Raw genomic sequence first — 20603 nt, 5'->3', positions numbered from 1 at the left:
TGTTTTGTCCGTTCGAACGCTAGAGGCAGTGAGGCGTTTTTTTATCTGGATCGTCTGCGGTCTCTCCTATAATCGGGCGCGGGGTCTAAACCCGTTCGTTAGCGATTATCGTCGAAGTAAATCTTTAATCGGTCGAGATAAGAAAATAGCTGCTTTTTGTCTGTTTCTTCCCAGTCGTCAAAAACACCGCTCATACCGTGGATTAATCTACTTTGGGCAAGGGCATGGGACTGTTTTCCCTGCTCCGTCAGGAAGAGGATTTTGGATCTTCCATCCTCCGGGTTCGGTTCTTCTTTTAAAAATCCGTTTGAGACCATTTTGGCCAAGGTTTTGGTAATACCCGGCTGTGGCTGCTGCATCGCCCAGGCGACGTTAGACACGGTCTTTCCTTCGTCCGGGCGATGGCTGAAATGATTGAGCAGAATGAACTGGGGCATTGGCACGTCCGTTCCGTCCAAGAGTCGTTTGGCCTGAGTACTGCTCAACTGTTCGATAATCCCGATCCAGTTAATGATTTGGAAATCGAGGGCGCTTGCAGAGCCTGTCTTCTTTTTGGTTGTTGTCATGTTCTCATTATATCAGTCAGCTTCCGTCTTGGGGAAGGGGCGGGTTTCTCTTGATACCCAATTCGGAAGAACATTTGTATCCTTTCCTGACCACCAATGTTTAAATGCTGGTTGAAGGCCGTTTGTAATGCCGCCATTTCCGGGTATTCCTGCAGGATCTGACTGACCGGATGCATGGCGATGCCGAGGCTCGTCGCCATCAAATTCAATCGGACATAAGACCGGCCTGCATTAACCTGTGCTTCCCTTGAATTGTCCTGTGTGCTGAGCCAGCCGAAGCCATGGGTGCCGTCGGCCCAGCCAAGCGCATAGTCAAGGCCACCTTGATGAGCGATGGTGCCGGGCGTCATTGCTTTTTCTTTTGAAAACTGACCAAAAGCCTTCAACCACCAGAAAAGCGGCCCGTTTAAATCAATGCCATCCCTGTGTTTCGCGATTTCATCAGCGCCGATACGGGTTCTGATAACACTTTCTTTGAGTGTGCGAGGCGTTCTCATCTCGGTGATCATCGCTTCCTTGGCGAAATCGCGTAAGGGGCGAACGGTGTCTTCGGTGATCGCAAAACCCGTTTTTTGTCCGGGTAAAAGATTAAATGCTTTCATTTGACTGTGATGATCGGCAGAAAGCGAGACCTGCTGGTATGGCTGTTTGTTGGAGCGCCGTTTCAGCAATTGTTCAAACAAAGGATCCGGCTTGATGGCTGGGTCTTTCTGCAATGAGACCCGGGCAATGGCGCGTGCACCAATTTCCAAGGCCTCTTCTGCAGGGCTACCGTCCGGGTAAAGGATCACCGATGGCCGATATCCTCTTTGACGGGCAGCGATGGTCAAGATTTCAAGAAAGGTTCCCTGACCAATTGTGATCTGCCGGGAGTAGGGGTCAGTGTCGGGAAGCAGGCGACTGTCATCGGCAAAAATTGTAATGATGTTGTCCTGCCGCAGATCAGCGATCCAGGATTGCATATTGTGCGGGTTGGGCGCGAGGAGGGCATAGGACAACATCCATTCGCGATCCTCCAGTTTATCGCTCGGCCCCTGCCAGGCTTCTATGGCTTCAGAAGGCATTTGATCGCACTGACTGAGCCCAACGGCGCTGGCTGCCAGAACAACACCTGTACCGCCGAGTGTTTTTAGAAAACGTCTTCTATTCATCATATCCTCCTATTTGCATTCCTCGGAATATAAATATATTCCAAGGAATGTAAAGAAAAAACTATCTTCTGGTCTCACTTGCCGGAATTCAGTACTCTTTCACTCCTTTCTTATTCGGATTTTTCATGACGTCAGTCCCTTATTCCTCCAAGTCTGCCGAACTTCGTCTGACAGGTTACTATTCAGCGTTTTTCGCCGTTTACGGGATCGCGATTCCGCTTTGGCCGCGCTGGCTTGAAGGTCAGGTTTCGCTGGAAAATGTCGGGTTGGTTCTGGGCCTTTCCTACTGGCTGAAACTGGTTGTCGTACCTGTCACGTCGTGGGTTGCGGATACGACAGGGGATCGCCGCCGGGTCATGATTGCCCTTGCCCTGATTGTTTTTATTGGATTATTGATCCTGCCTCACATGAACGGCTGGGTTTCCTACCTTGTGATCTGGGGAATCGCTGGCGCGGCACTGTCTACGGGGATCCCCCTCTCTGATGGGTTGACCATGCGCCTTGTTCAGTTGCTCGACCTGGAATTTGGTACTGTCCGGCGTTGGGGGTCTGTCAGTTTTATGGCGGTCTCGTTAGGCGTAGGTGCGCTTGCTGATTGGGGCGGCTTGGATGCCATCTACTATTCTATTTTAGCGGCGTCCGTTCTTCTGCTGATTGCCGCCTATTTTACGCCCAGGATTTATACCAAACCGGATCAGGGTAAGGCCCCCTTTTTTAAGCCCTTATCTTTACCGAATTTTCCATTGTTCGTCGTAACCGTTGCTCTTCTGCTCTCTACCCACGCCGCATTATATGGTTTCAGTGCGATCTACTGGAAGTCACTTGGATACTCGAACACGGTCATTACTATTCTATGGATCGTTGGTGTGATCGCTGAAATTATCATGTTTAGTGTGTCCGGCCGATTGATAAAGCGGTTCGGGGCCATGCTTATGATAATTGTCGCGGGACTTGGGGGTGTTGTGCGGTGGACGCTTTTGGCCTACGCCACGGACCTTCCGGTTCTGGTTTTTGCGCAGCTTTTACATGCCCTGACATTTGCCCTGCTTTATATGTCGCTGATTGCCTATATGACGAAAAGGATCCCTCCTGCCATATCCGCTTCAGCGCAGGGTTTGTATGACAGTTTGTCCATGGGTGTCTTCTTCGGCATATTGACCATGCTAGCCGGATACCTGTTTGAAATTGACCCCCAATACAGCTTTTTGCTGATGACAGGCTGTGCCCTTCTGGGGGTTGGGTTGGCCGTTATCCTACTGGTTCGTGTTCGCTCGTATGAAAAGGGATTGGAACAGGATGAACGCCCTTAGTCAAAGGGGCTGCTTTTGAAGTTTGTCATCGTGCCACTTTCCAGAAATTTGACTTTATTATTCTCGAAAATAGCCGCCGTTATTTTCCCTTTTCTGCGATAGCTTCCTGTATCGATGCTAATTCTATGAGGGGTTATTTCGGGTTTGAAACCGGACATGATGGTGTGCCCATGGACAACCATGAATTTTCGTTTCGGGCCGCTGTACTCAAGGAAGGGGGCTCTGATCCACATCAAGTCCTCGTCATTCTGATCCTTAATGGATTTATCCATCCGTATCCCCGCATGCACAAAGAGCAGCGGCCCTTTCCGGTAAAGCAGGTCGAGTTTTTTGTAAAATTTGGCGTGGGCTTTTGGAAAATGATCTCGCATCAAGGTCAGGCTTTGGTGAATGTCTTTTCCTTCAAGGGAAAACCCACAAAACCGCGCGTAGCTATACGCAGTTTCTTTCCCGCCATTTTTCCACCAAAGCTCGGCTCTTGTAAGATCGCCAGACAATGTTTCGATCATTAACTGCTCGTGATTGCCTTTTAGAAAAACCTCTCGGTGGTTCTGCTTCTTGGATTGTTTGCGCCGATCCGATAAATAGTTGATAACCTCGGCAGACAGCGGCCCGCGATCCGCGAAATCCCCAAGAAAAACCATGGCGTCATCTTTAACAGGATTGTCTTCACGGTAGCTGTCGACCTGTTGCATCAGGGTTGTCAGTCGGTCGATTTGCCCATGGATATCGCCGATTGCGATCACGCGCTGCGACGGTTCCAGTGCAACTCTGATCTTTTTTTTATCTGAAAATCCGAACATGTATCCCGTTATCCAACTGATGGAGGCAATGTTGCATAACCGGGGGCGTTGGGCAAAATAAAAAGGGCGGCATTCCTGCCACCCTTGGATCTGCTTGTCCTATGAACCCGCCAAGGAAAATAGAAGCCGCAGTAGTCTTGATCGTCCGAACCTTTAAAATTCGATGGCGTAGGAAACAAGAAGGCCAAGGCCCTGATTGTCGATGTTTCCTTCTTCAGCAAACCGCCAGCCACCGGCAATGCCAATTCCATTTTCGAAAGTATATCCAACGGAAAGATCAGCAACATAATCGTCTACGTCTGTACCGCCTGTTTCTGTGTCCCGCCGTTGATACATGGCAGAGGCATTCCATGCACCATACTCAAAGCCCACTCCGGCAGACAGGTAATGGGCCGTATCCCCGTCAATTCCGCCATTGTTATCCAGATACACATATTCAATAAGCGGTGTTGCAGAAATCGTGTCTGTAACGTTGAATTGATAGTCTGCGCCTGTGGCAAACCCATTTTGCCGATCCGTTCCGTCGTCTCCTTCAGCCAAAGAGGAGAAGCCCAGATGATACCGCAAGCCGTCTACAGCCGTGAAATTGCCATCCAGTGCAATTGCGAAAGAGTTCAGTTTTTCGGTATTGCCCGCCCCGCCATCTTTTTTGTCGAGGGGGCCCCGGCTGTCACCAACAGAATCACTGAAGAAACTGGTGTCTTTAAAGAAACTGCTGACAGAAACGGTATGGTAGCCAGCTGCAGAAAAATTAAGCGCGCCTCCAAGACCGATCATTTCGGCAAGTTCGTAATCTTCACTTAGATCTGCGCCATAAAGACCGGGGGCCGCGTCCCATGCGATCCCGAAATTTGGGGTAAATTTACCGGCATATAGTGAAAATAAATCCGTATCGTAATTCACAGTCAGAATGTTGACATAGCCACCAATATCTTCAAATGCTCGGTCATCTGTTGCATCTTGAACGGGCTCTACAGTTGCTTCCAGATTAATGGAGAGAGATTGGGTGAACGCAACCTTTGTTGACAACACAACCGTTGGGTAAAGATCATTGATTTCTGAAGCCTTGTCATCAGAATCGTAGGTCCAGTCATTTTGAAGCTCAAGAGACAGCTCACCGGATATTGTTGGATAAGAAGGCGCCTCTTCGGCGGAAACGTTCAGGGAAAAACAAAGTGCCGGAAGCAGCGGAAGGACCAGTTTTTTCATTGCCATATAGCTTTCTTTTTTCGGGAGAGAGCGGGAGTTGTTAGCTCCAAGACGCGTCTTCATGGAAGTTGTGAAAGGTAATATCGCTTTTAAAAATCATTTGCAATAAAAATTGCGAATAATTCTTATTATTAGAAGGCGCCGTATTCAGTGGCGTTCCGGGTACACCGTTGTAAAAGTCAAAGCGTGTATTACGTAAAACATCTGTTCAGGGTGGCCGGTGAGTGGTAAGCCTAGGCTCAAATATGTTGGAAGTTCCCTCCCCGTCGGAGTTAAAAATTGATTGATCAAGCGAAGTCGAAACAGGAAATGGCAGCTCAACCTGATCGACAGTCGGCAAGAATGTTGTATGGCCGTTTGCTACGGGATTACGTGTCCCGCTACAAGTTTAAGGTTATCGCCGCCATTTTCTTTATGATTTTGGGCGCAGCAACAACAGCGGCGACCGCCTTTCTGATGAAACCAATTGTCGACCGTGTCTTTCTGGAAAAAGATGAAAATACGGTTTTGTATACGACCCTGTCGATTGTTGCCGTTTTTGCGGCGCGCGGTTTTGCGGCTTTCTGGCAAACCGTGTTGATGAATTGGGTGGGCAGTAAGGTTGTAGCGGATATTCAATCGGACCTTTTCAGTAAGGTAGTGAACGCCGATCTGGCGTGGTTTCATGCCAATCCAACGGGGCAACTGATTTCCCGTTTTGTGTTCGACACAACGCTACTTCGAACCGGGACGACACAAACCTTGATTGTTCTAACAAAAGACAGTCTGACCGCTATTTTTCTGGTGGGATCGCTTTTTTACTATGACTGGAAAATGGCATTTTTCATTGTTGTTGTTCTGCCGCCCTCAGCCCTTGCGATTAAACAACTGGGCCGGCGATCCCGGAAAGCGATTAAGAATAATCTCGAACAGACCGGGCATTTCAGTTCCTTTCTGGAGGAAGTCTTTCAGGGTATTCGCGTTGTTAAGGCCTATAGCCAGGAAGCTCAGACCCAAAAGCATGGGGACGAGGTTATTGACCGGCGTTTCAAATATGATTTGAAGGCTATGCAGGTTCAGGCCACTGCGAACCCCATTGTGGAAAGTGTTTCCGGCGGTATTATTGCTGCCGTTATTTATTATGGTGCGAGTAGCGTGACCGCCGGTGAGACAACCCCTGGAACCTTCTTTGCCTTTATCACCGCGGTGATGCTCGCGTATCAACCTATTAAGAGCGTGGCGAAAATTACGCCCCAGATGCAAAATGGTGTTGCCGCCGCTGAGCGCGTGTTTCACATGATGGATGTGGTGCATGAAGTCACCGAAAAAGAAGACGCCAAACCACTTGTTCTAGAAAAAGGGGAAGTGCAGTTTGATCACGTGACTTTTTCATATGGCGGCGAAGAAGCAATTTTACGGGACCTGTCCTTAACGCTTGAGGCCGGCAAACGGATCGCGTTGGTTGGGCCGTCTGGCGGCGGAAAGTCGACGATTATGAACCTCATTCCGCGCTTTTATGATGTTGCCGAAGGGCGCATTCTGATTGACGGGCAGGATACACGGGATGTTACTTTCCGGTCGTTACGGGATAAAATTGCGCTGGTCAGTCAGGATATTTTCCTGTTCGATGATACGGTCCGGGCAAATATCGCCTATGGCGGTGTCGATGCTTCAGAAGAGGATATTATCGCCGCTGCAAAAGATGCGGCTGCGCATGATTTTATTATGGCGTTGCCAGAAGGATATGACACGAAGGTTGGCGCCGACGGTGTCCGGCTTTCAGGTGGACAGAAGCAAAGAATTGCCATTGCCAGGGCCATGCTGAAAGATGCGCCTATCCTGCTTCTGGACGAAGCAACTTCGGCACTGGATACAGAGTCAGAGCGAAAAATACAATCTGCGTTGACCCGACTGATGCAGGGGCGCACGTCCCTTGTTATTGCGCACCGGCTGTCCACTATTCTGGATGCTGATCGTATATATGTTATTGTCGAGGGACGGGTCGCAGAATCCGGTACGCATGCTGAACTTCTGGAAATCAGTGGTGTCTATGCAGATCTTTACAACAAGCAATTCGAATCCGATAGTTCGATTGCCTCTGTCTCCTGACGAGGGATGTCACTGACTGAGGCTGTTAAAAAACGCCTCGATTTCACGGCTGACCCGAGAGAGGGGGAGGACGTCGTTATCTCCACGAGGGGGGAGGTGAATAGGCTGTCCTTCCGGGGCCCCTTTTATAAGGAGCGTGTGTTTTCCAGAGGGGCCATACACAACGGGTTTGCCAATTCCAAAAAGCCCGACTGTTGGAATGCCGACAGCAACAGCGCTGTGCATCAAACCGGAATCGTTTCCGACAAACAGACTGGCGTGAGACAGATAGCAGGCAGCTTCCAGCGGCGTTGTTTTTCCAACGAGGTTTATGATCTGGTCGGATGGCAGACCTTCCACGACAGGCATCGCCTGTTCTTCTTCCCCCGGTGCCCCCAGAATGGCAATACGAGCCCCATGTAAAACGCCGCTTTCGCCGGTTAGAGTTTTCGCCAGATTCAGGAAATTCTCATGATGCCATTGCTTTTGATCGAAATTTGCAGTTGGCGCCAGCGCTAGAATTGGTCGTTTGTCTGTCTGTAAATTCAGCAGGCGGACCGTTTTGGCAAGGTCTGCCGCCGATGGAATAATTAATGGAGGGATAGCATGGTCGACGCCGATAAGACGGGCATTTGCAACCGTTTTATGCACCGTGTCGTCTCCGCCAGTCCAGATATGCCGATGACGAGCGGGCATGATGCTGAAGATGCTGCCGCGATAGTCTACGATGCGATTCCAAAAATGTGGGCCTGCCTTAATGGCGGCCTTGATCCAGTGCCGGTTATATTTTTCTTTTCGCAACGTGATAACGCGTTCAACCTGTGGGATGGCTGCGAAAATATCGGCTGGAATTGTTCCGCAAATCACCGTTACTGGTATGTCAGGTTCCTGCTTAATCAGATAATGCAATATTCCTGTCGTCAGAACAGCGTCGCCCAAACGGTTGGACGTGACAAACAGATTACGTTTCATGATTACCCTTATTATATCAAGCAGACGAATTATTCTGTTCTTACCGGAAAAATGAGAGATAACCCACATGTTTTTGGGACCTGTCAGAATGAACAAGTCTGTGAAGTCAGCTGGAATTTCTTGAAATCAAGGTTTGCAATGGCCATTATATTGGAACGATCATTCAAAAAAACTAAGCCATTTCATTACAGGAGAATAAAGTGTCGTCACATAAACTTGCAGCAGGAACCCCCTTTCCCGTCATTACAGTTCCATTGGTAAATGGTGAACAGATATCGGTTGGCGCTCCAAATGATAAAGATCGCTGGACTCTGGTTGTTGTCTATCGGGGACGTCATTGTCCGCTCTGCGTAAAATATTTGGACAGTCTACAGTCTTTATTGTCCGATTTTGATGCAGTAAATACAGATGTTGTCGCTGTTTCCGGGGATGGTCTTGAAAAAGCCAAAGAGCAGGTTAAGGTGGGTAATCTTACGTTCCCACTGGCTTATGATCTTAGTATTGAGCAAATGAAGTCCCTGGGCTTGTATATTTCCAATCCTCGCTCCCCGGAAGAAACGGACCAGCCATTTCCAGAACCGGGATTATTTGTGATCAGACCAGACGGCACTATTCAAATTCTCGACATTTCAAATGCACCTTTTTCCCGCCCGGACCTGAGTTCGATTTTAAGAGGCATCACATTCATTCAGGAAAAAGGGTATCCTGTGCGTGGAACATACTCGTAAAGCGGGCAAACTGTGACTTAATTGTTACTTTTCTTTCTATCGATCCTGCTGGTTTCGCAAAAAAAGAATTGGTTCAGTTCTTTTATGTTAGACGATTTTTAGCCTACTTACGCGTGTTTTCGAATCATTTCTCGAGAAGCCGTTGACATTCTGAGCAAGGCCGTAAAGTGTTTTGCAGCCTTGTTTCTTGCCCGTTGTCATAAAAATGTTGGGGTGTCTGTTTATTCGTATATGAAGAACATTGAAATGTTTGGTGTTTTTACAGGACTGTGTTTAGGTTAGAAAAGTGGGGGTTTTTCTGATGTGATCACTAAGATGTGACAACAGAATAATGAAGCGTTCTTTCATTTTCTGCTGGCATATTTTGAAAACAGATGAAAAATGAGTGCGTGTAGGATGGTGAAGTGTTGATCGGTAAGTTGGGGACAGGGTGCGATGCAAGAGAATAGTACAGTACAATCGAGTGTAGAAATACGTGATAGTATCGAATGCAAGGTAAAGTGGTTCAATACGGCGAAAGGCTTTGGCTTTGTTGAGCCGCTGGATGGTTCAGGCGACGCGTTTGTCCATATATCCGTTTTACAGCATAATGGATTGCAGGGGTTGCCGGAAGGGGCGCCAATTGTTTGCGATCTTGCGGCAGGGGTACGGGGGCAACAGGTCCAAAAAATTGTGGACCTGGGACCAGCACCGGTTCTGGATCGCACGGATAGTGATTCCGAATTGATAGAGGGCATTGTCAAATTCTTTAACACAGAGAAAGGATTTGGTTTTGTGACCCCAATGGATGCCAGCCGAGATATTTTTGTGCATATGAAGGCACTTGAAAAATCGGGACTTGGTATGTTGGAGGCCGGCCAGCAGGTTCGATTGAACGTCAAGGACGGCGAAAAAGGGCCACTTGCAGAGGGTGTTGAACTCCTTTAAGCCCAAAGAGTTCGGACACTCAAAGAATTCACGGAAAAGCCCCGCATATGTTCGTGGGGCTTTTTTGCGTTATACGAGCCTTTCGTATAGAGGCTTGCCAAAGGCTGTTTGAATAGGGCACTCTTGGCCAACACGGGAAAACCCTGAAAAAATAAGAAATAACAATCAGGAGAAAAGTAATGTCAGGCGTATTATCAGGCATTCGAGTATTAGACTTTGGTCGCTATATTGCTGGTCCTTACTGTGCAACGATTATGGGGCAGTTAGGGGCAGAGGTCATTCGTATTGAAAAGCTGGCGGGGAGTGAAGATCGATATATGACGCCCCTTACCGAAAACGGTGAAGGCGGACTATTGTTTCAAATTGCCCATGACAAAATGGGAATGACGCTTAACCCAATGAAGCCCGAAGGGCGTGAAATTGTTGAAAGGCTGGTTAAAACCGCGGATGTGGTGGTTGCCAATCTTCCGGTTGATACGCTGGAAACCATGGGGCTGGATTATGAAAGCCTGAAAGCGATTAAAGAAGACATCATTTTAACCCACCCCTCTGCTTTTGGAGATGTTGGGCCATATGCAAATAAAGTAGGTTTTGATGGAATCGGGCAGGCGATGTCAGGCGCGATGTATATGTCTGGCGACGGTCATGAGCCACGCAAACTGTATGGTCCGTGGGTCGATTTTTCGACCGCGATGATCAGTTGTATCGGCACACTTGCTGCATTGATGCATCGGGATGCGACCGGTGAAGGACAGGTTGTTGGTACCTCCTTGTTTGGATCGTCTATTTTGATTTCCGGGGTAACCCTGATGGAACAGGCGATGCTGGATCTCAATCGCGTTGGAACCTCGAATAGGGCTCAGGGTGCGGGGCCTGCGGATACATTTCAAACAAAAGATGGCTGGGTTTTGGTCCAGTCCATTGGTCGGCCACTTTTCGAGCGCTGGGTAAAGCTGATGGGCGAAGATCATTGGTTGGAAGATCCACGTTTTGAGACGGATCAGGACCGGGGCGACAATAATGAAATCCTGTCGGAACGAATGGCAAAATGGTGTATCGAGCGTACGACTGAAGAAGCGTTGGAGCAGATGGCTGCCGTGCGACTTCCTTGTGGTCCCGTTCTGTCCCCGCAACAAGTGTTGGAAGATCCGCATTTGAAAGCGATGGGATTGTTGAAAGAGATCGACTATCCCAACGCAGATAAGCCGATTCCGGTTGCCGATTTCCCGGTTAAAATGTCCAAGTCAGATACGTCCATCAAGAAACGTCCACCTACACTGGGTGAACATACGGATGAATTGATGGAGAGTCTGGGGTATTCTAAAGACGAAATTACTGCCTTGAAAGAAAAGCGGGTTATTTGATACTGGGCGGGCCTGTCTCTTAGGATGCAGGTCCGATCCACTGGTTTAGAAAATTATCCAGCCACAACCTTAACGTGTCATCATGTTCGGCGCGGTCTGCCAGTTGCTCTTCAGCAGATTGTGCCCCGGGTTCCACCAGCATATGACTTGCCTTGTCCAGCCATCGACGGTTCATGGCTTCCGTCACTTCCGGGTGAAACTGAATACCAAACGCGTTTGTCCCATATTGAAAAGCCTGATTGTTAAATTCCGGGCTGGTCGCTAAAAGTTCGCACGCCTTTGGCAGGTCAAACCCCTCTTTATGCCATTGAAATGCTTTCATGGGGCTAGGAAAGAGCGGATGCTCATCCTGCGTGGGGTGCACTGGATGGTAGCCAATTTCCATATAACCGTCCGGGTGTCGGTCAACGGTTGCGCCAAGACTGCGGGCCATTATCTGAGCCCCCAGGCATATCCCGAAGTAGGGTTTCTCGGCATTCAGCACTCGGTCAACATACCGTGCTTCCTGAAGAATATAGTCCTCATGGTCATCATTGGCGCTCATCGGACCGCCAAAGACAACGGTGGCCTTATGTTCTGACACATCCTCAGGTAAAGAATGGCCAATGGCCGGGATACGCATATCCAGTTCATACCCGAGGGTTCGAAGTGCTTCGCCCACCCGACCGGGGTCGGAGCGGGCTTGGTGAAGAATTAATAAGATTTTGTTGGAGGACATCCGTAACTCTATACAAAACAATAAACTGAAAATTACATCGCGCTGATGCCGCCATCAAGGACCAGTTCTGCTCCGGTCATAAAGCGGGATTCATCTGACGCAAGATATAAGACACCGTAAGCAATATCATCTGGTTCGCCTATATGTCCAATTGGAACCTGACGGGACAGCTTGGCGATGCCATCTTCTGCACCATGGCGGGCAAACATGGAATCCAGAATTGGTGTTCTGACAAATGTCGGATGAACAGAATTACAGCGAATGCCGTTTTTCTTTTTGGCACAGTGCAATGCAACAGATTTACTTAGATGCCGGACACCCGACTTGGCGGAATTATAGGCAGCCATATTATGGCCTGCAATAATACCGGCAATGCTGGAGATATTCACAATCGATCCGAGGCCGTCTGTCTTTTCTATATGGGCAATGGCGTATTTACATCCTAGAAAAACGGAATCAAGGTCGATTTCGTGAACCCGTTTCCAAGTGGCGAAATCTGTGCTTTCCACATCAGAACCATCGCCAATGCCCGCATTGTTGACAAGAATGTTCAACCCGCCAAAATGGTCAACAGTTTGTTGCAAAATATCCTGCCATCTTTGTTCATCTGTTACATCATGTTGAAGAGCAAGAGCTGCATCACCGATCAAGGAGGCCGTTTCTCGGGCACTTTCTTCATTGATATCAGTAACCGCTACTTTCGCGCCTTCCTTTGCCAGCATTATCGAAATGGCCCGGCCCAATCCACTTCCAGCACCTGTCACTAACGCTACTTTATTGTTCACTCTTCCCATTGAAAATTTCCTGTTGTTTTGTTCCAGTGTGTCTGGAATGCTTTTTATTTAGGGTAATTCTGTGATGAAAGGCAGTTTAACGCTGTCGAAACTGGACACAAGTGAATTACTGTATAAAAGATGTTTAGTTTTCTAATGACGTTGTTTGGATAATATGAGCACGCACACTGTAAATCACGAGTTGCCTCAGTGGCTTTGGCTATGGCTTGTCGTTTTCCTTCTTGCAATTCAATTTGCTGCCCGGTTTGTTTCCCCTGAATTCTCCGCCATGTATATGGAAGGTGAATATGGGTTGATGGAAAACCTGACGGTTGTCATTCTGGTAATTGCGCTGTTTATAGGGATCAGTATTATAAAAAATCACAAGGTTCTACAGTCATCCTATTTGACGGCCTGGTATAGCCTTTTGATCCTTGGATGTTTCTATTTTGCCGGAGAAGAAGCAAGTTGGGGGCAGCATTGGCTCGGCTGGGACACACCGGACGAATTCAAGAAACTGAACGACCAGGAAGAAACCAACCTGCATAATATGTCTTCTTGGCTGGACCAAAAACCCCGGACCCTTATTGAAATAGCGGCCATCATTGGCGGGGTCATAATGCCGGTATACTGGCGAATAAAAAATCGCTTTCCGAAGGCTGGGACTTGGCAAGCCTATTTCTGGCCGACTTGGGTTTGTGTGCCAGTGTCGATCATCATTGGCACAATCAAGCTTCCGGATCGCCTGATCGGTTCTGAAAATATTCCAAATCCATTTGATCTGAATGTAAGTGAAGCCCAAGAGGTTTTTGTGGCAATGGCATTTTTGATATATTTTTCTTCGGTAGCCGTTAGAATGAAGCGCCAAAAGCGCGATTTGATGTAATTGAGCCCGAGAAACCTGATATCGGTAGACTCTTTGAATTTACAGCGATATATCAGGAGCGGGCGGCAGACATGCCGCTTAAAATTTATTAAAGATGAGTCGCAGGGCGTTGACGCTGAAAGAGACTGGATATGAGCTGGACTGAAGAACGCATTGAAAAACTGAGAAAACTTTGGGGATCAGGCAAAACGGCTGCTGAGATTGCTGAAGAATTAGGTGATGTTACCCGCAATGCTGTGATTGGTAAGGCAAACCGTCTTGGTCTTTCTGCAAAAGCCACTCCGGCTGCGGCACCGAAGCCAAAGAAAAAAGTTGTTCCGGCACATCGTGCCTGCCAATGGCCGATCGGACATCCCGGAGAGGCGGACTTTCATTTTTGCGGTGATGAGTCTGTGCCAAGTAAGCCGTATTGCCTCAAGCATTGTAATATGGCCTACCAGTCCAAAGACAATAACTAGACATTGTTTGTGATCACTGAATGATAATGCCCAGCTTGTCTTTATCATTCAGATACTGATATCTGATTTTGGCGTTCAGCTGTTTCTCTTTAGAAATCATTCGGCCTCTATTGTCTCTTTCATACAAATAACCGACAGCCCAGGCAGATGTCGGCCGGCCTAGATTATCCTTTTCTGTAATCAAGGCCCCATGACGTGAAAATTCTGACGTGCCGCTTTTGCGTGTCCGTGTCCACCCTGTCAGCCGACCCTGATCATCATAGTGATAGTCGTCCCGCCAGTCCCTTTTTGGGAAAATCCGGGGGTCCAAATAGGTTTTTTGGTCGTTTCTGTGATCGATCGCCAATAATTTCCCGTTCGGATCATAGTGTCGTTTCTGGATGACCGGGTAAAAAAGATTGATGAAAGATGGGGCCGATATGTGGGTGCCGTTGTCCGCAAATACGCCAATTTCGACCCGGCTGCTTTTTAAGTCGCTCTGGATGGGAGACTGGAACGGCTCGTGCCATTTTACAGTAATTTCTGCCTTGCTCGCGGCTGAATTTTTTGGGGTGATTTTTATTCTGTCAGGGTCACCCTGTAAAATGACCCATTTGTAACTTACCGTTTGCCCCTCTGGAACCCTGGTGCTGGCGGCATCCACGGTTAATTTTTTCTCGAATGCCGTTGTTCTGATGACCCTAGAGATGCTGGCCGGCGTATCAAACAGTTTTTCAGGAAGCTGCCGCATGAACTCATCCCACCCTTTTCTGGGTTCTGTTTCATCTTTTACCGACAGCACGACTAGGGGAGGGATCTCGTCATAAGACAGGTTGTTTGCGATCTTAACCATTTTCAGGGTGTCCAGTATTTTCCCATCAAATACGACGGGGTGGCCCCGGTGGCTTAAATAATCCGCCTTTGAAAGAACCGTCTTTAATCCTTGGCGGAATACCATTTGAACCGTTGGCATCAGCCGCCTGTCTTTAATGAGGGCGTCTTTAACATCTGGTTTTAACGCAGCCAGAATGGCCGCGATCGCGCGCAGGTGTGGCTGGTCAGAGCCAGACTTTCCTTTGGAAATTATAAGATATGGGCTGTTCGCCGGATACAGGTCACCGTCCTTCTTTTTGAAGTCACCAACGGCCGGATAGACGTAAATATGATTGTTTATATATTGTAAGAATAAGCGCGCAGGGTCACCACCCGTTGTATAGGCCAGCCGGGCGAGGCTTCTCCAATATGGGCCGCTATTCAAGGCAGTAGATGAATTCCCAAAGGTCGGAGCATTAAACAGGATGGATGCGTTCAATCCAAAATCAATGTTGTTCCGTTGGGCTGCTTGATCGTACGCGGTCAAAGCAAGCTGAGGAAATTCTTTAGCGTTCAGGTATGAATGCCTGCGGTCACGATTGTCATAAATATCGCCAGCGTTGCCTGCGCCGCGTCCGGACCTGAATAGCTGATTTAGCTGGGCCGCGACGTCTGATTTATTGTTCTGTACAGTTGCCGGGGCTACTTTTCGGCTATTGAACTGAAAGGACGATCGCAACATCCCGATGCGTCTTTCCCATCTTGTATTTTCAGATGTAACTTTTGCCTGGCCGTTTTCGATTTTTAACGCTTTTACCATAGGCCGTTGCGCAGAAGGCTGTGCAAGCAGCTTTTCAACAATTTTCTGAAACCGGTCATCTTTTCGAAGGTTAGTAAGGTTCGGGTCTTTATAGAGCGCTTGTTTGTTGTCGAACCCCATTAAAACTGCGGTATCCAAGGCCATAAAGGCTTCGTCGAGCCGTGCCTGAATAGCCAATAGGGAAGCCTTCAGATAATGGCTTTCCATATGCCACGGGTATTTTTCTGTAAGATTGTTTAGGCCGGTTTCCGCATTTTCAAACCGTTTGTTGGTTAGGGCAGCAATGACAGCTTGCAACTGTTTGGCAATAACAGGGATTGCAAATTCATCCCGCTTTGGCGGTTCCGACAGGTTGGTCGATTGCTGCGCGATTGCATTATCTGACAGCAGAGAGACAGTTAGTAGAAGGCAGGCAGCGAGCATGCCATAAGGGTATCTTCGGTTTTTAAACATCTTTGGATTATAGCGCGATCAACTTGGTGCTGAGTAGTAAAATCTATAATTTGCGGTAATCCAGATTTCTTGGTTTCCCCAGCCAGATTGCGAGGGTTGTATGGTCTTCCAGGTCATTACCGGTCTCGGGATGGATAAGAATATCAAGTGGCCCCCGATTTAGATTAAGCCAGGGAACGACTTTGCCAAATTCTTCGGTGCTTATGATTACTTGAAACATCGGGCTGGGATGTGGGCCGACGGGTTGGTCATGCCAACGTCCAAGGATGACTGAAAATTGTCGTTCCATTTCTTCGCGTATTTGCTCAGCATGCGAACGCGAGTCCGCAGTATAGTAAATATGGGCGTGATATCCGGCGATATCGGAAAGCGGCCTGGTCAAGTGCAATTCTCCGTTGAAATGTTTGGCAGCCTGTCGCGCAGGTTTGCCGATACGATATACCTGTTCAAGGCAAATATAAAGAAATGTGATCGAAATTACCGTTCAGTACAGTGTCTCTTACGGCGGAGCTGATTCTTTAGGGGCACTTGGAAAGATTGATCTAAGCTGAGGAGACTACGCTTATGGTTAATTATTTTTCATTATTTTTGAATTTTATACCCAATCTGGGGGGCAGTGTGGGGAATACCACTAAAATCTTATTTACAGTTTGACAGTAATCGGGCTCTCACTAGTATTGTATTAATGTTTTGTTAATAAATGCGCATTCTCTGGTGTTGAGGATGTTGCATGGGGTTTGTTGAATACAGGCTTACCAGAGGGTACTGGGTGCTTACAAAGAAAGAGGGCCAAATGAAAAAATTAAATAAGATACTCACTGCAGCGGCGTCAGGACTTGTTCTGGCATTGGTGTCTGCTGCGCCAGCACACGCATTGCTGGTTGGGGTTTCAAATTCTCAATCAACTTTGGATAACGTTGCCACAGGAGCGTTTGCTGAGATTCTGGATCCGAATAATCCGGTTCAGGTGGCGAACTCAACAGTTTCTAACCTGGCGCAACAGGGATTTACGGAACAACGCGGTGTTCTATTGACGTCTGCGCTGGATGTTGACGGTGGTACCGTTGCTGCAGGTCATCGTGTGGATAGCCATATGATTTTTCTGAATAAAGCTGATCAAACATCAGGCACCTTGAGAAGCTTGGGGGTGACTTGGGAGTTTGACGGTCAGATCTTGGGTGTGATGTCAGATGCTGGCGGCTTAAAAGAAGCGGCCTCGAATGCACTGCTGGGTGCTGCGGGTACAATCTATCCTGGGTCTTTTAGTAACCGGGGTATGGAAGGTGCCGACACCTATTTTATGCTTGGGAATTTGCTAACAGTTGATATGTTGGTTACTCAACCAGGTGACTGGATCCGGGTTGTGACTGTATCAGCAGTTCCGCTTCCTGCAGCGCTTCCTTTGTACGGTGCTGGCGTGGCTCTTATGGGCTTCCTTGGGTGGCGTAAACGTCGGAAGGCTGCTGCCTGACAGATAAAGAAATTCAGAAAAACGGCGGCTTTTCAGTCGCCGTTTTTTTTGTCCGTGATCTTGCGGGATAGCGTGAGTTCCGGCAAAGTGAGGTTGCAATAAAAACATCCATATATTTTTGGACATAATAATAAGGAAGAATGCATGTCTTACGAACAGATTACCTATGAAACGGAAGGTCCTCTTCTGATCATTACTTTGAACCGCCCTGACAAAATGAACGCCTTCACACATGTTATGCGCGATGAACTGATCGATGCTTTTGATCGGGCCGATGCAGATGATGAGGTGCGGGCTGTTATCGTGACCGGTGCAGGACGGGCCTTTTGTGCAGGGGCTGATTTGTCCGCGGGTAAAGAAACGTTCGATTACAAGGCAAGAGGGCTTTCCGATGGGACTGAAATTCGCCGGGATGGTGGAGGGCAAGTGACTTTGCGGATGTTTCAGAGCAAAAAACCGATCATCGGGGCGATCAATGGGGCCGCTGTCGGTATTGGGGCCACTATGACTCTGCCGATGGATATTCGTATCGCTTCTGATGAAGCCCGCTTCGGCTTTGTTTTTTCCCGCCGCGGGATTGTGCCGGAAGCATGTAGTAGCTGGTTTCTTCCAAGACTGGTTGGAATCTCTCAGGCGCTGGACTGGGTGTATTCAGGGCGGGTTTTTCCTGCTCAGGAAGCTTTGGAAGCCAAACTGGTCAAATCGCTTCATCCGACGGAAAGTTTGCTGGTAGCAGCAAAGGAGATTGCCATGGGTTTCGTGGATCAGACATCGGCCGTATCGATTGCATTAAGTCGTCAGATGATGTGGCGCATGCTGGGGGCTGATCATCCAATGGAGGCGCATAAGGTGGATAGTCGTGGCATCTTTTTTATGGGGCAAAGTCCGGACGTCGCAGAAGGGGTAACTTCTTTTCTGGAAAAAAGGCCGGCGAAGTTTTCTATGAAACCTTCACAAGACATGCCTTCCTATTATCCGTGGTGGGAAGAGCCGGAGTTTAAATAAACTTGCAAAAAAAAGGGAGCCTAATGGCTCCCTTTTAACATTCTATCAAACTTGGTTTTTCCGCCGTCCGAGCCAGCCTAGGCCGAGGAGGGCTCCGCCAAAAAGCAACAGGGCGGGGGGAAGAGGGACAACCGAAATACGAATTGCCATGTCATCAAAGTCATGATCGCCTGCACCGTCACCGAATAAGGCGATGATCGACCGTCCATCATTTGAAAGGGCTGAGAAGGCAATCGCGAGTGGGTTGTCAATGTTGCCGTTTTCAGCTTCCTGTCCGCCGCCTCCGGAGGTGGTGAACTTGAAAGGTAACAAACCGTTTGCGTTCGGGGTCAGGGAAACCGTGACACTGGATGTGCCAGGCAGGTCAGAATCTGTGCTGAATAGAATACCAAATCCAGCCAGTTCGATCGCCTTGTTAATATACCCAGCTTCTTTTCCCAGGTAATCAAACCGGACAGTTGCCGGGCCAGACAAAGCCAGTCCTTCATTTGTGTTTGTGCTGTTAAACACAGTGACCTGATCTACATTGGCTTGCAAACCTGTCAGTTGCAAATGTGATGCTCCGCTGAAATTCGACGGCAAAGTGACGCCTGACTGTCCGCCTACTAACGAAAGCGTGGCGGCGTGGGCTGCCATTGGCGTCAAAAGCGCAATTGAGATTGCGATAATTTTAATCAACTGTTTCATCAACCAGTACTCCGATATTAGAACTGTCGGGCGTACCCCCGAAAATCATTACTCGTTTATTCTGATCCTGTTTTAGGGGAGCTACCGGTTCTGTGTCATCCCTCATTCGAAGGAAAATTTGCATAAAAGTTTCAATATTATAGTTAATTTTCTTAAGGGTTTCATGATTTTGCCAAATTTGCGCCTTGATTGGGGGTGAAAAGCAGTCTTTCAGAAAGGTGCAGATTATTTTTTTGTGATTTTTTTGCGGCAATTTTGCGGGCGCCCGACATGCTTTTTGTGAGGGTGTTTTTGTTTATTCGGTTCTTCTTCAATATCGCAAAGTGATGGATAGTAGAGAAGACAGATTGCTGAAAAACATAAAAATAAATATCGCCAATAGGAAATCTAGTTTTGTAAAATTTAAGCGTATTTATTTATTTGTATTAGTCTAATTATCTATTTTTTGGCTCATTTGTATCGTATTCTAAAGTAATAGTAGTGATTTTTATTATAATTTTACTTTTAATATAATTTTGAAACAATTTTATGTAATTTTTTTACTGATTATTTGATAAATATTGTTCAATTTTTTTAGTCAATATTTAAAACCGGTAACTAATTGTTTATCAATTGAGACTACCTTCCCCTGATATTGAGTTGATGTACATGCGCCTCCGATCTAATCGGATAACGCTACAGGAGAATAAAAAAGATGAGTTCCACAATCACTGACACTGAAAACGGATTGCTAGAAAACGCGGCTTCTGATTTTGGCAGTTCGAAAAATTTTGGTCAGGATCCTTCTCTTAACGGGATGGATAGCTTTACAATAAGCGCCACTTTTGAGCTGGATACATTGTCAGGTGGAACACAGGCCCTTGTCTGGAACACACAGCAATATGGTCTCATTCTCCATAATGACACGCTTTATGTTTATCTGCGCGGCACCGATGGACGCATGGACGTTTTTCCAGTTGCCGATGCATTCGATAGTACTGGATGGCATGATGTTCAGGTTGTTGTTGATGATCAGTCGGGCACACTGGATATTTGGGTCGACGGCGAGAACTCATATTCAGGCTCAAGTGAAAACATCCAGTTGGGAGGCACCCAATATTCTGGCGTCACAGCAGGCGTAACCCCTTGGGGTCATCAGCTTCAGGGGCAAATCGCTGATGTTTCCATTACAGACGAAGCGCTGGAGATCGACGGAAGTCAATCAATTTACGAACGCATGTATGCAATGGATGAGGGCGACAACGCCTCTACGTTAGAAGCTGCGCCGACTGATCCGGACGGACCTGCAGAAAACACAGCCGCTGAAGTTTCTGGCACCGACACAGGATCCGTTACGGAAGATGCCAGCCTGACCACAAGCGGCAAGCTGACTGTATCCGATGCGGATGCGGGTGAAAGCAGCTTTCAGGCAGGTACTCAAACAGGGGCCCATGGCACTCTGTC

Annotated in this window: 20 protein-coding genes; 10 read left to right on the top strand and 10 right to left on the bottom strand. The window is 47.8% G+C overall.

Annotation, left to right across the window (positions count from 1 at the left end; genetic code table 11):
• Positions 1-98 precede the first annotated feature (98 nt).
• Together ACJAYR_RS02455 and ACJAYR_RS02450 are read right to left on the bottom strand one after the other, a co-directional pair.
• On the bottom strand, positions 99-566 hold the full coding sequence (locus ACJAYR_RS02455; protein ID WP_415235133.1) for a MarR family winged helix-turn-helix transcriptional regulator: 468 nt from the start codon (positions 564-566) through the stop codon (positions 99-101).
• Positions 563-1720 (bottom strand): Acg family FMN-binding oxidoreductase, encoded by a 1158-nt coding sequence (locus tag ACJAYR_RS02450; protein WP_415235132.1) that lies wholly within the window; start codon positions 1718-1720, stop codon positions 563-565. The genes ACJAYR_RS02455 and ACJAYR_RS02450 overlap by 4 nt, the downstream gene beginning before the upstream one ends.
• 122 nt (positions 1721-1842) lie before the next feature.
• Here ACJAYR_RS02450 and ACJAYR_RS02445 point away from each other — a divergent pair, with 122 nt between their 5' ends.
• Positions 1843-3027: an MFS transporter gene (locus tag ACJAYR_RS02445; RefSeq protein WP_415235131.1), complete on the top strand. Its 1185-nt coding sequence runs from the start codon at positions 1843-1845 to the stop codon at positions 3025-3027.
• On the opposite strand, the gene ACJAYR_RS02440 is transcribed toward ACJAYR_RS02445, so the two are convergent.
• Both ACJAYR_RS02440 and ACJAYR_RS02435 read right to left on the bottom strand, forming a co-directional pair.
• Positions 3024-3830, bottom strand: coding sequence for a metallophosphoesterase family protein (locus tag ACJAYR_RS02440; protein ID WP_415235130.1), 807 nt, complete (start codon positions 3828-3830; stop codon positions 3024-3026). The genes ACJAYR_RS02445 and ACJAYR_RS02440 overlap by 4 nt on opposite strands.
• A 153-nt stretch (positions 3831-3983) precedes the next feature.
• Positions 3984-5045, bottom strand: a complete 1062-nt coding sequence (locus ACJAYR_RS02435) for a hypothetical protein (protein ID WP_415235129.1) — start codon at positions 5043-5045, stop codon at positions 3984-3986.
• Positions 5046-5318: 273 nt separating this feature from the next.
• Here ACJAYR_RS02435 and ACJAYR_RS02430 point away from each other — a divergent pair, with 273 nt between their 5' ends.
• Entirely contained in the window at positions 5319-7127 is a 1809-nt protein-coding gene (locus ACJAYR_RS02430; protein WP_415235128.1) for an ABC transporter ATP-binding protein, read from the top strand.
• A gap of 9 nt (positions 7128-7136) precedes the next feature.
• On the opposite strand, the gene ACJAYR_RS02425 is transcribed toward ACJAYR_RS02430, so the two are convergent.
• On the bottom strand, positions 7137-8078 hold the full coding sequence (locus ACJAYR_RS02425; protein WP_415235127.1) for a glycosyltransferase family 9 protein: 942 nt from the start codon (positions 8076-8078) through the stop codon (positions 7137-7139).
• A gap of 200 nt (positions 8079-8278) precedes the next feature.
• Here ACJAYR_RS02425 and ACJAYR_RS02420 point away from each other — a divergent pair, with 200 nt between their 5' ends.
• From ACJAYR_RS02420 to ACJAYR_RS02410, 3 genes are all read left to right on the top strand, one after another.
• Positions 8279-8806 carry a peroxiredoxin-like family protein gene (locus ACJAYR_RS02420; protein ID WP_415235126.1) on the top strand — a complete coding sequence of 176 codons (528 nt, stop codon included), beginning with the start codon at positions 8279-8281 and terminating at the stop codon, positions 8804-8806.
• Positions 8807-9241: 435 nt separating this feature from the next.
• A complete protein-coding gene (locus ACJAYR_RS02415) occupies positions 9242-9733 on the top strand; it encodes a cold-shock protein (RefSeq protein WP_415235125.1) in 492 nt (163 codons plus the stop codon).
• A 179-nt stretch (positions 9734-9912) separates the two neighbouring features.
• Positions 9913-11097, top strand: coding sequence for a CaiB/BaiF CoA transferase family protein (locus ACJAYR_RS02410; RefSeq protein WP_415235124.1), 1185 nt, complete (start codon positions 9913-9915; stop codon positions 11095-11097).
• Positions 11098-11116: 19 nt separating this feature from the next.
• On the opposite strand, the gene ACJAYR_RS02405 is transcribed toward ACJAYR_RS02410, so the two are convergent.
• A complete protein-coding gene (locus ACJAYR_RS02405; protein ID WP_415235123.1) occupies positions 11117-11815 on the bottom strand; it encodes a glutamine amidotransferase-related protein in 699 nt (232 codons plus the stop codon).
• Between the two features lie 32 nt (positions 11816-11847).
• The gene (locus ACJAYR_RS02400; protein ID WP_415235122.1) at positions 11848-12609 is read right to left on the bottom strand and encodes an SDR family oxidoreductase; all 762 of its coding nucleotides are present in this window, start codon (positions 12607-12609) and stop codon (positions 11848-11850) included.
• 154 nt (positions 12610-12763) lie between these two features.
• Here ACJAYR_RS02400 and ACJAYR_RS02395 point away from each other — a divergent pair, with 154 nt between their 5' ends.
• Positions 12764-13474, top strand: a complete 711-nt coding sequence (locus ACJAYR_RS02395; RefSeq protein WP_415235121.1) for a hypothetical protein — start codon at positions 12764-12766, stop codon at positions 13472-13474.
• Positions 13475-13605: 131 nt separating this feature from the next.
• Positions 13606-13932, top strand: coding sequence for a GcrA family cell cycle regulator (locus ACJAYR_RS02390; RefSeq protein ID WP_169544221.1), 327 nt, complete (start codon positions 13606-13608; stop codon positions 13930-13932).
• Between the two features lie 13 nt (positions 13933-13945).
• On the opposite strand, the gene ACJAYR_RS02385 is transcribed toward ACJAYR_RS02390, so the two are convergent.
• On the bottom strand, positions 13946-15997 hold the full coding sequence (locus ACJAYR_RS02385) for a TPR end-of-group domain-containing protein (RefSeq protein WP_415235120.1): 2052 nt from the start codon (positions 15995-15997) through the stop codon (positions 13946-13948).
• Between the two features lie 43 nt (positions 15998-16040).
• Complete coding sequence (locus ACJAYR_RS02380; protein ID WP_415235119.1) at positions 16041-16379, bottom strand: DOPA 4,5-dioxygenase family protein; 339 nt, start codon at positions 16377-16379, stop codon at positions 16041-16043.
• Positions 16380-16790: 411 nt separating this feature from the next.
• On the opposite strand from ACJAYR_RS02380, the gene ACJAYR_RS02375 reads away from it, so the two are divergent.
• Both ACJAYR_RS02375 and ACJAYR_RS02370 read left to right on the top strand, forming a co-directional pair.
• Positions 16791-17468, top strand: coding sequence for a hypothetical protein (locus ACJAYR_RS02375; RefSeq protein ID WP_415235118.1), 678 nt, complete (start codon positions 16791-16793; stop codon positions 17466-17468).
• Between the two features lie 144 nt (positions 17469-17612).
• Positions 17613-18473 carry a crotonase/enoyl-CoA hydratase family protein gene (locus ACJAYR_RS02370; protein WP_415235117.1) on the top strand — a complete coding sequence of 287 codons (861 nt, stop codon included), beginning with the start codon at positions 17613-17615 and terminating at the stop codon, positions 18471-18473.
• Between the two features lie 45 nt (positions 18474-18518).
• Here the strand turns inward: ACJAYR_RS02370 and ACJAYR_RS02365 are convergent, their stop codons facing one another.
• Positions 18519-19160 carry a hypothetical protein gene (locus ACJAYR_RS02365; protein ID WP_415235116.1) on the bottom strand — a complete coding sequence of 214 codons (642 nt, stop codon included), beginning with the start codon at positions 19158-19160 and terminating at the stop codon, positions 18519-18521.
• 694 nt (positions 19161-19854) lie between these two features.
• Between ACJAYR_RS02365 and ACJAYR_RS02360 the strand changes: the two genes are divergently transcribed.
• Positions 19855-20603: LamG-like jellyroll fold domain-containing protein (locus ACJAYR_RS02360; protein ID WP_415235115.1), on the top strand; the 749-nt coding region annotated here is incomplete at its 3' end.

The organism is Sneathiella sp., assembly GCF_047631475.1.
GTDB lineage: Bacteria > Pseudomonadota > Alphaproteobacteria > Sneathiellales > Sneathiellaceae > Sneathiella.
This window is presented reverse-complemented; position numbering and strand designations above follow the sequence as displayed.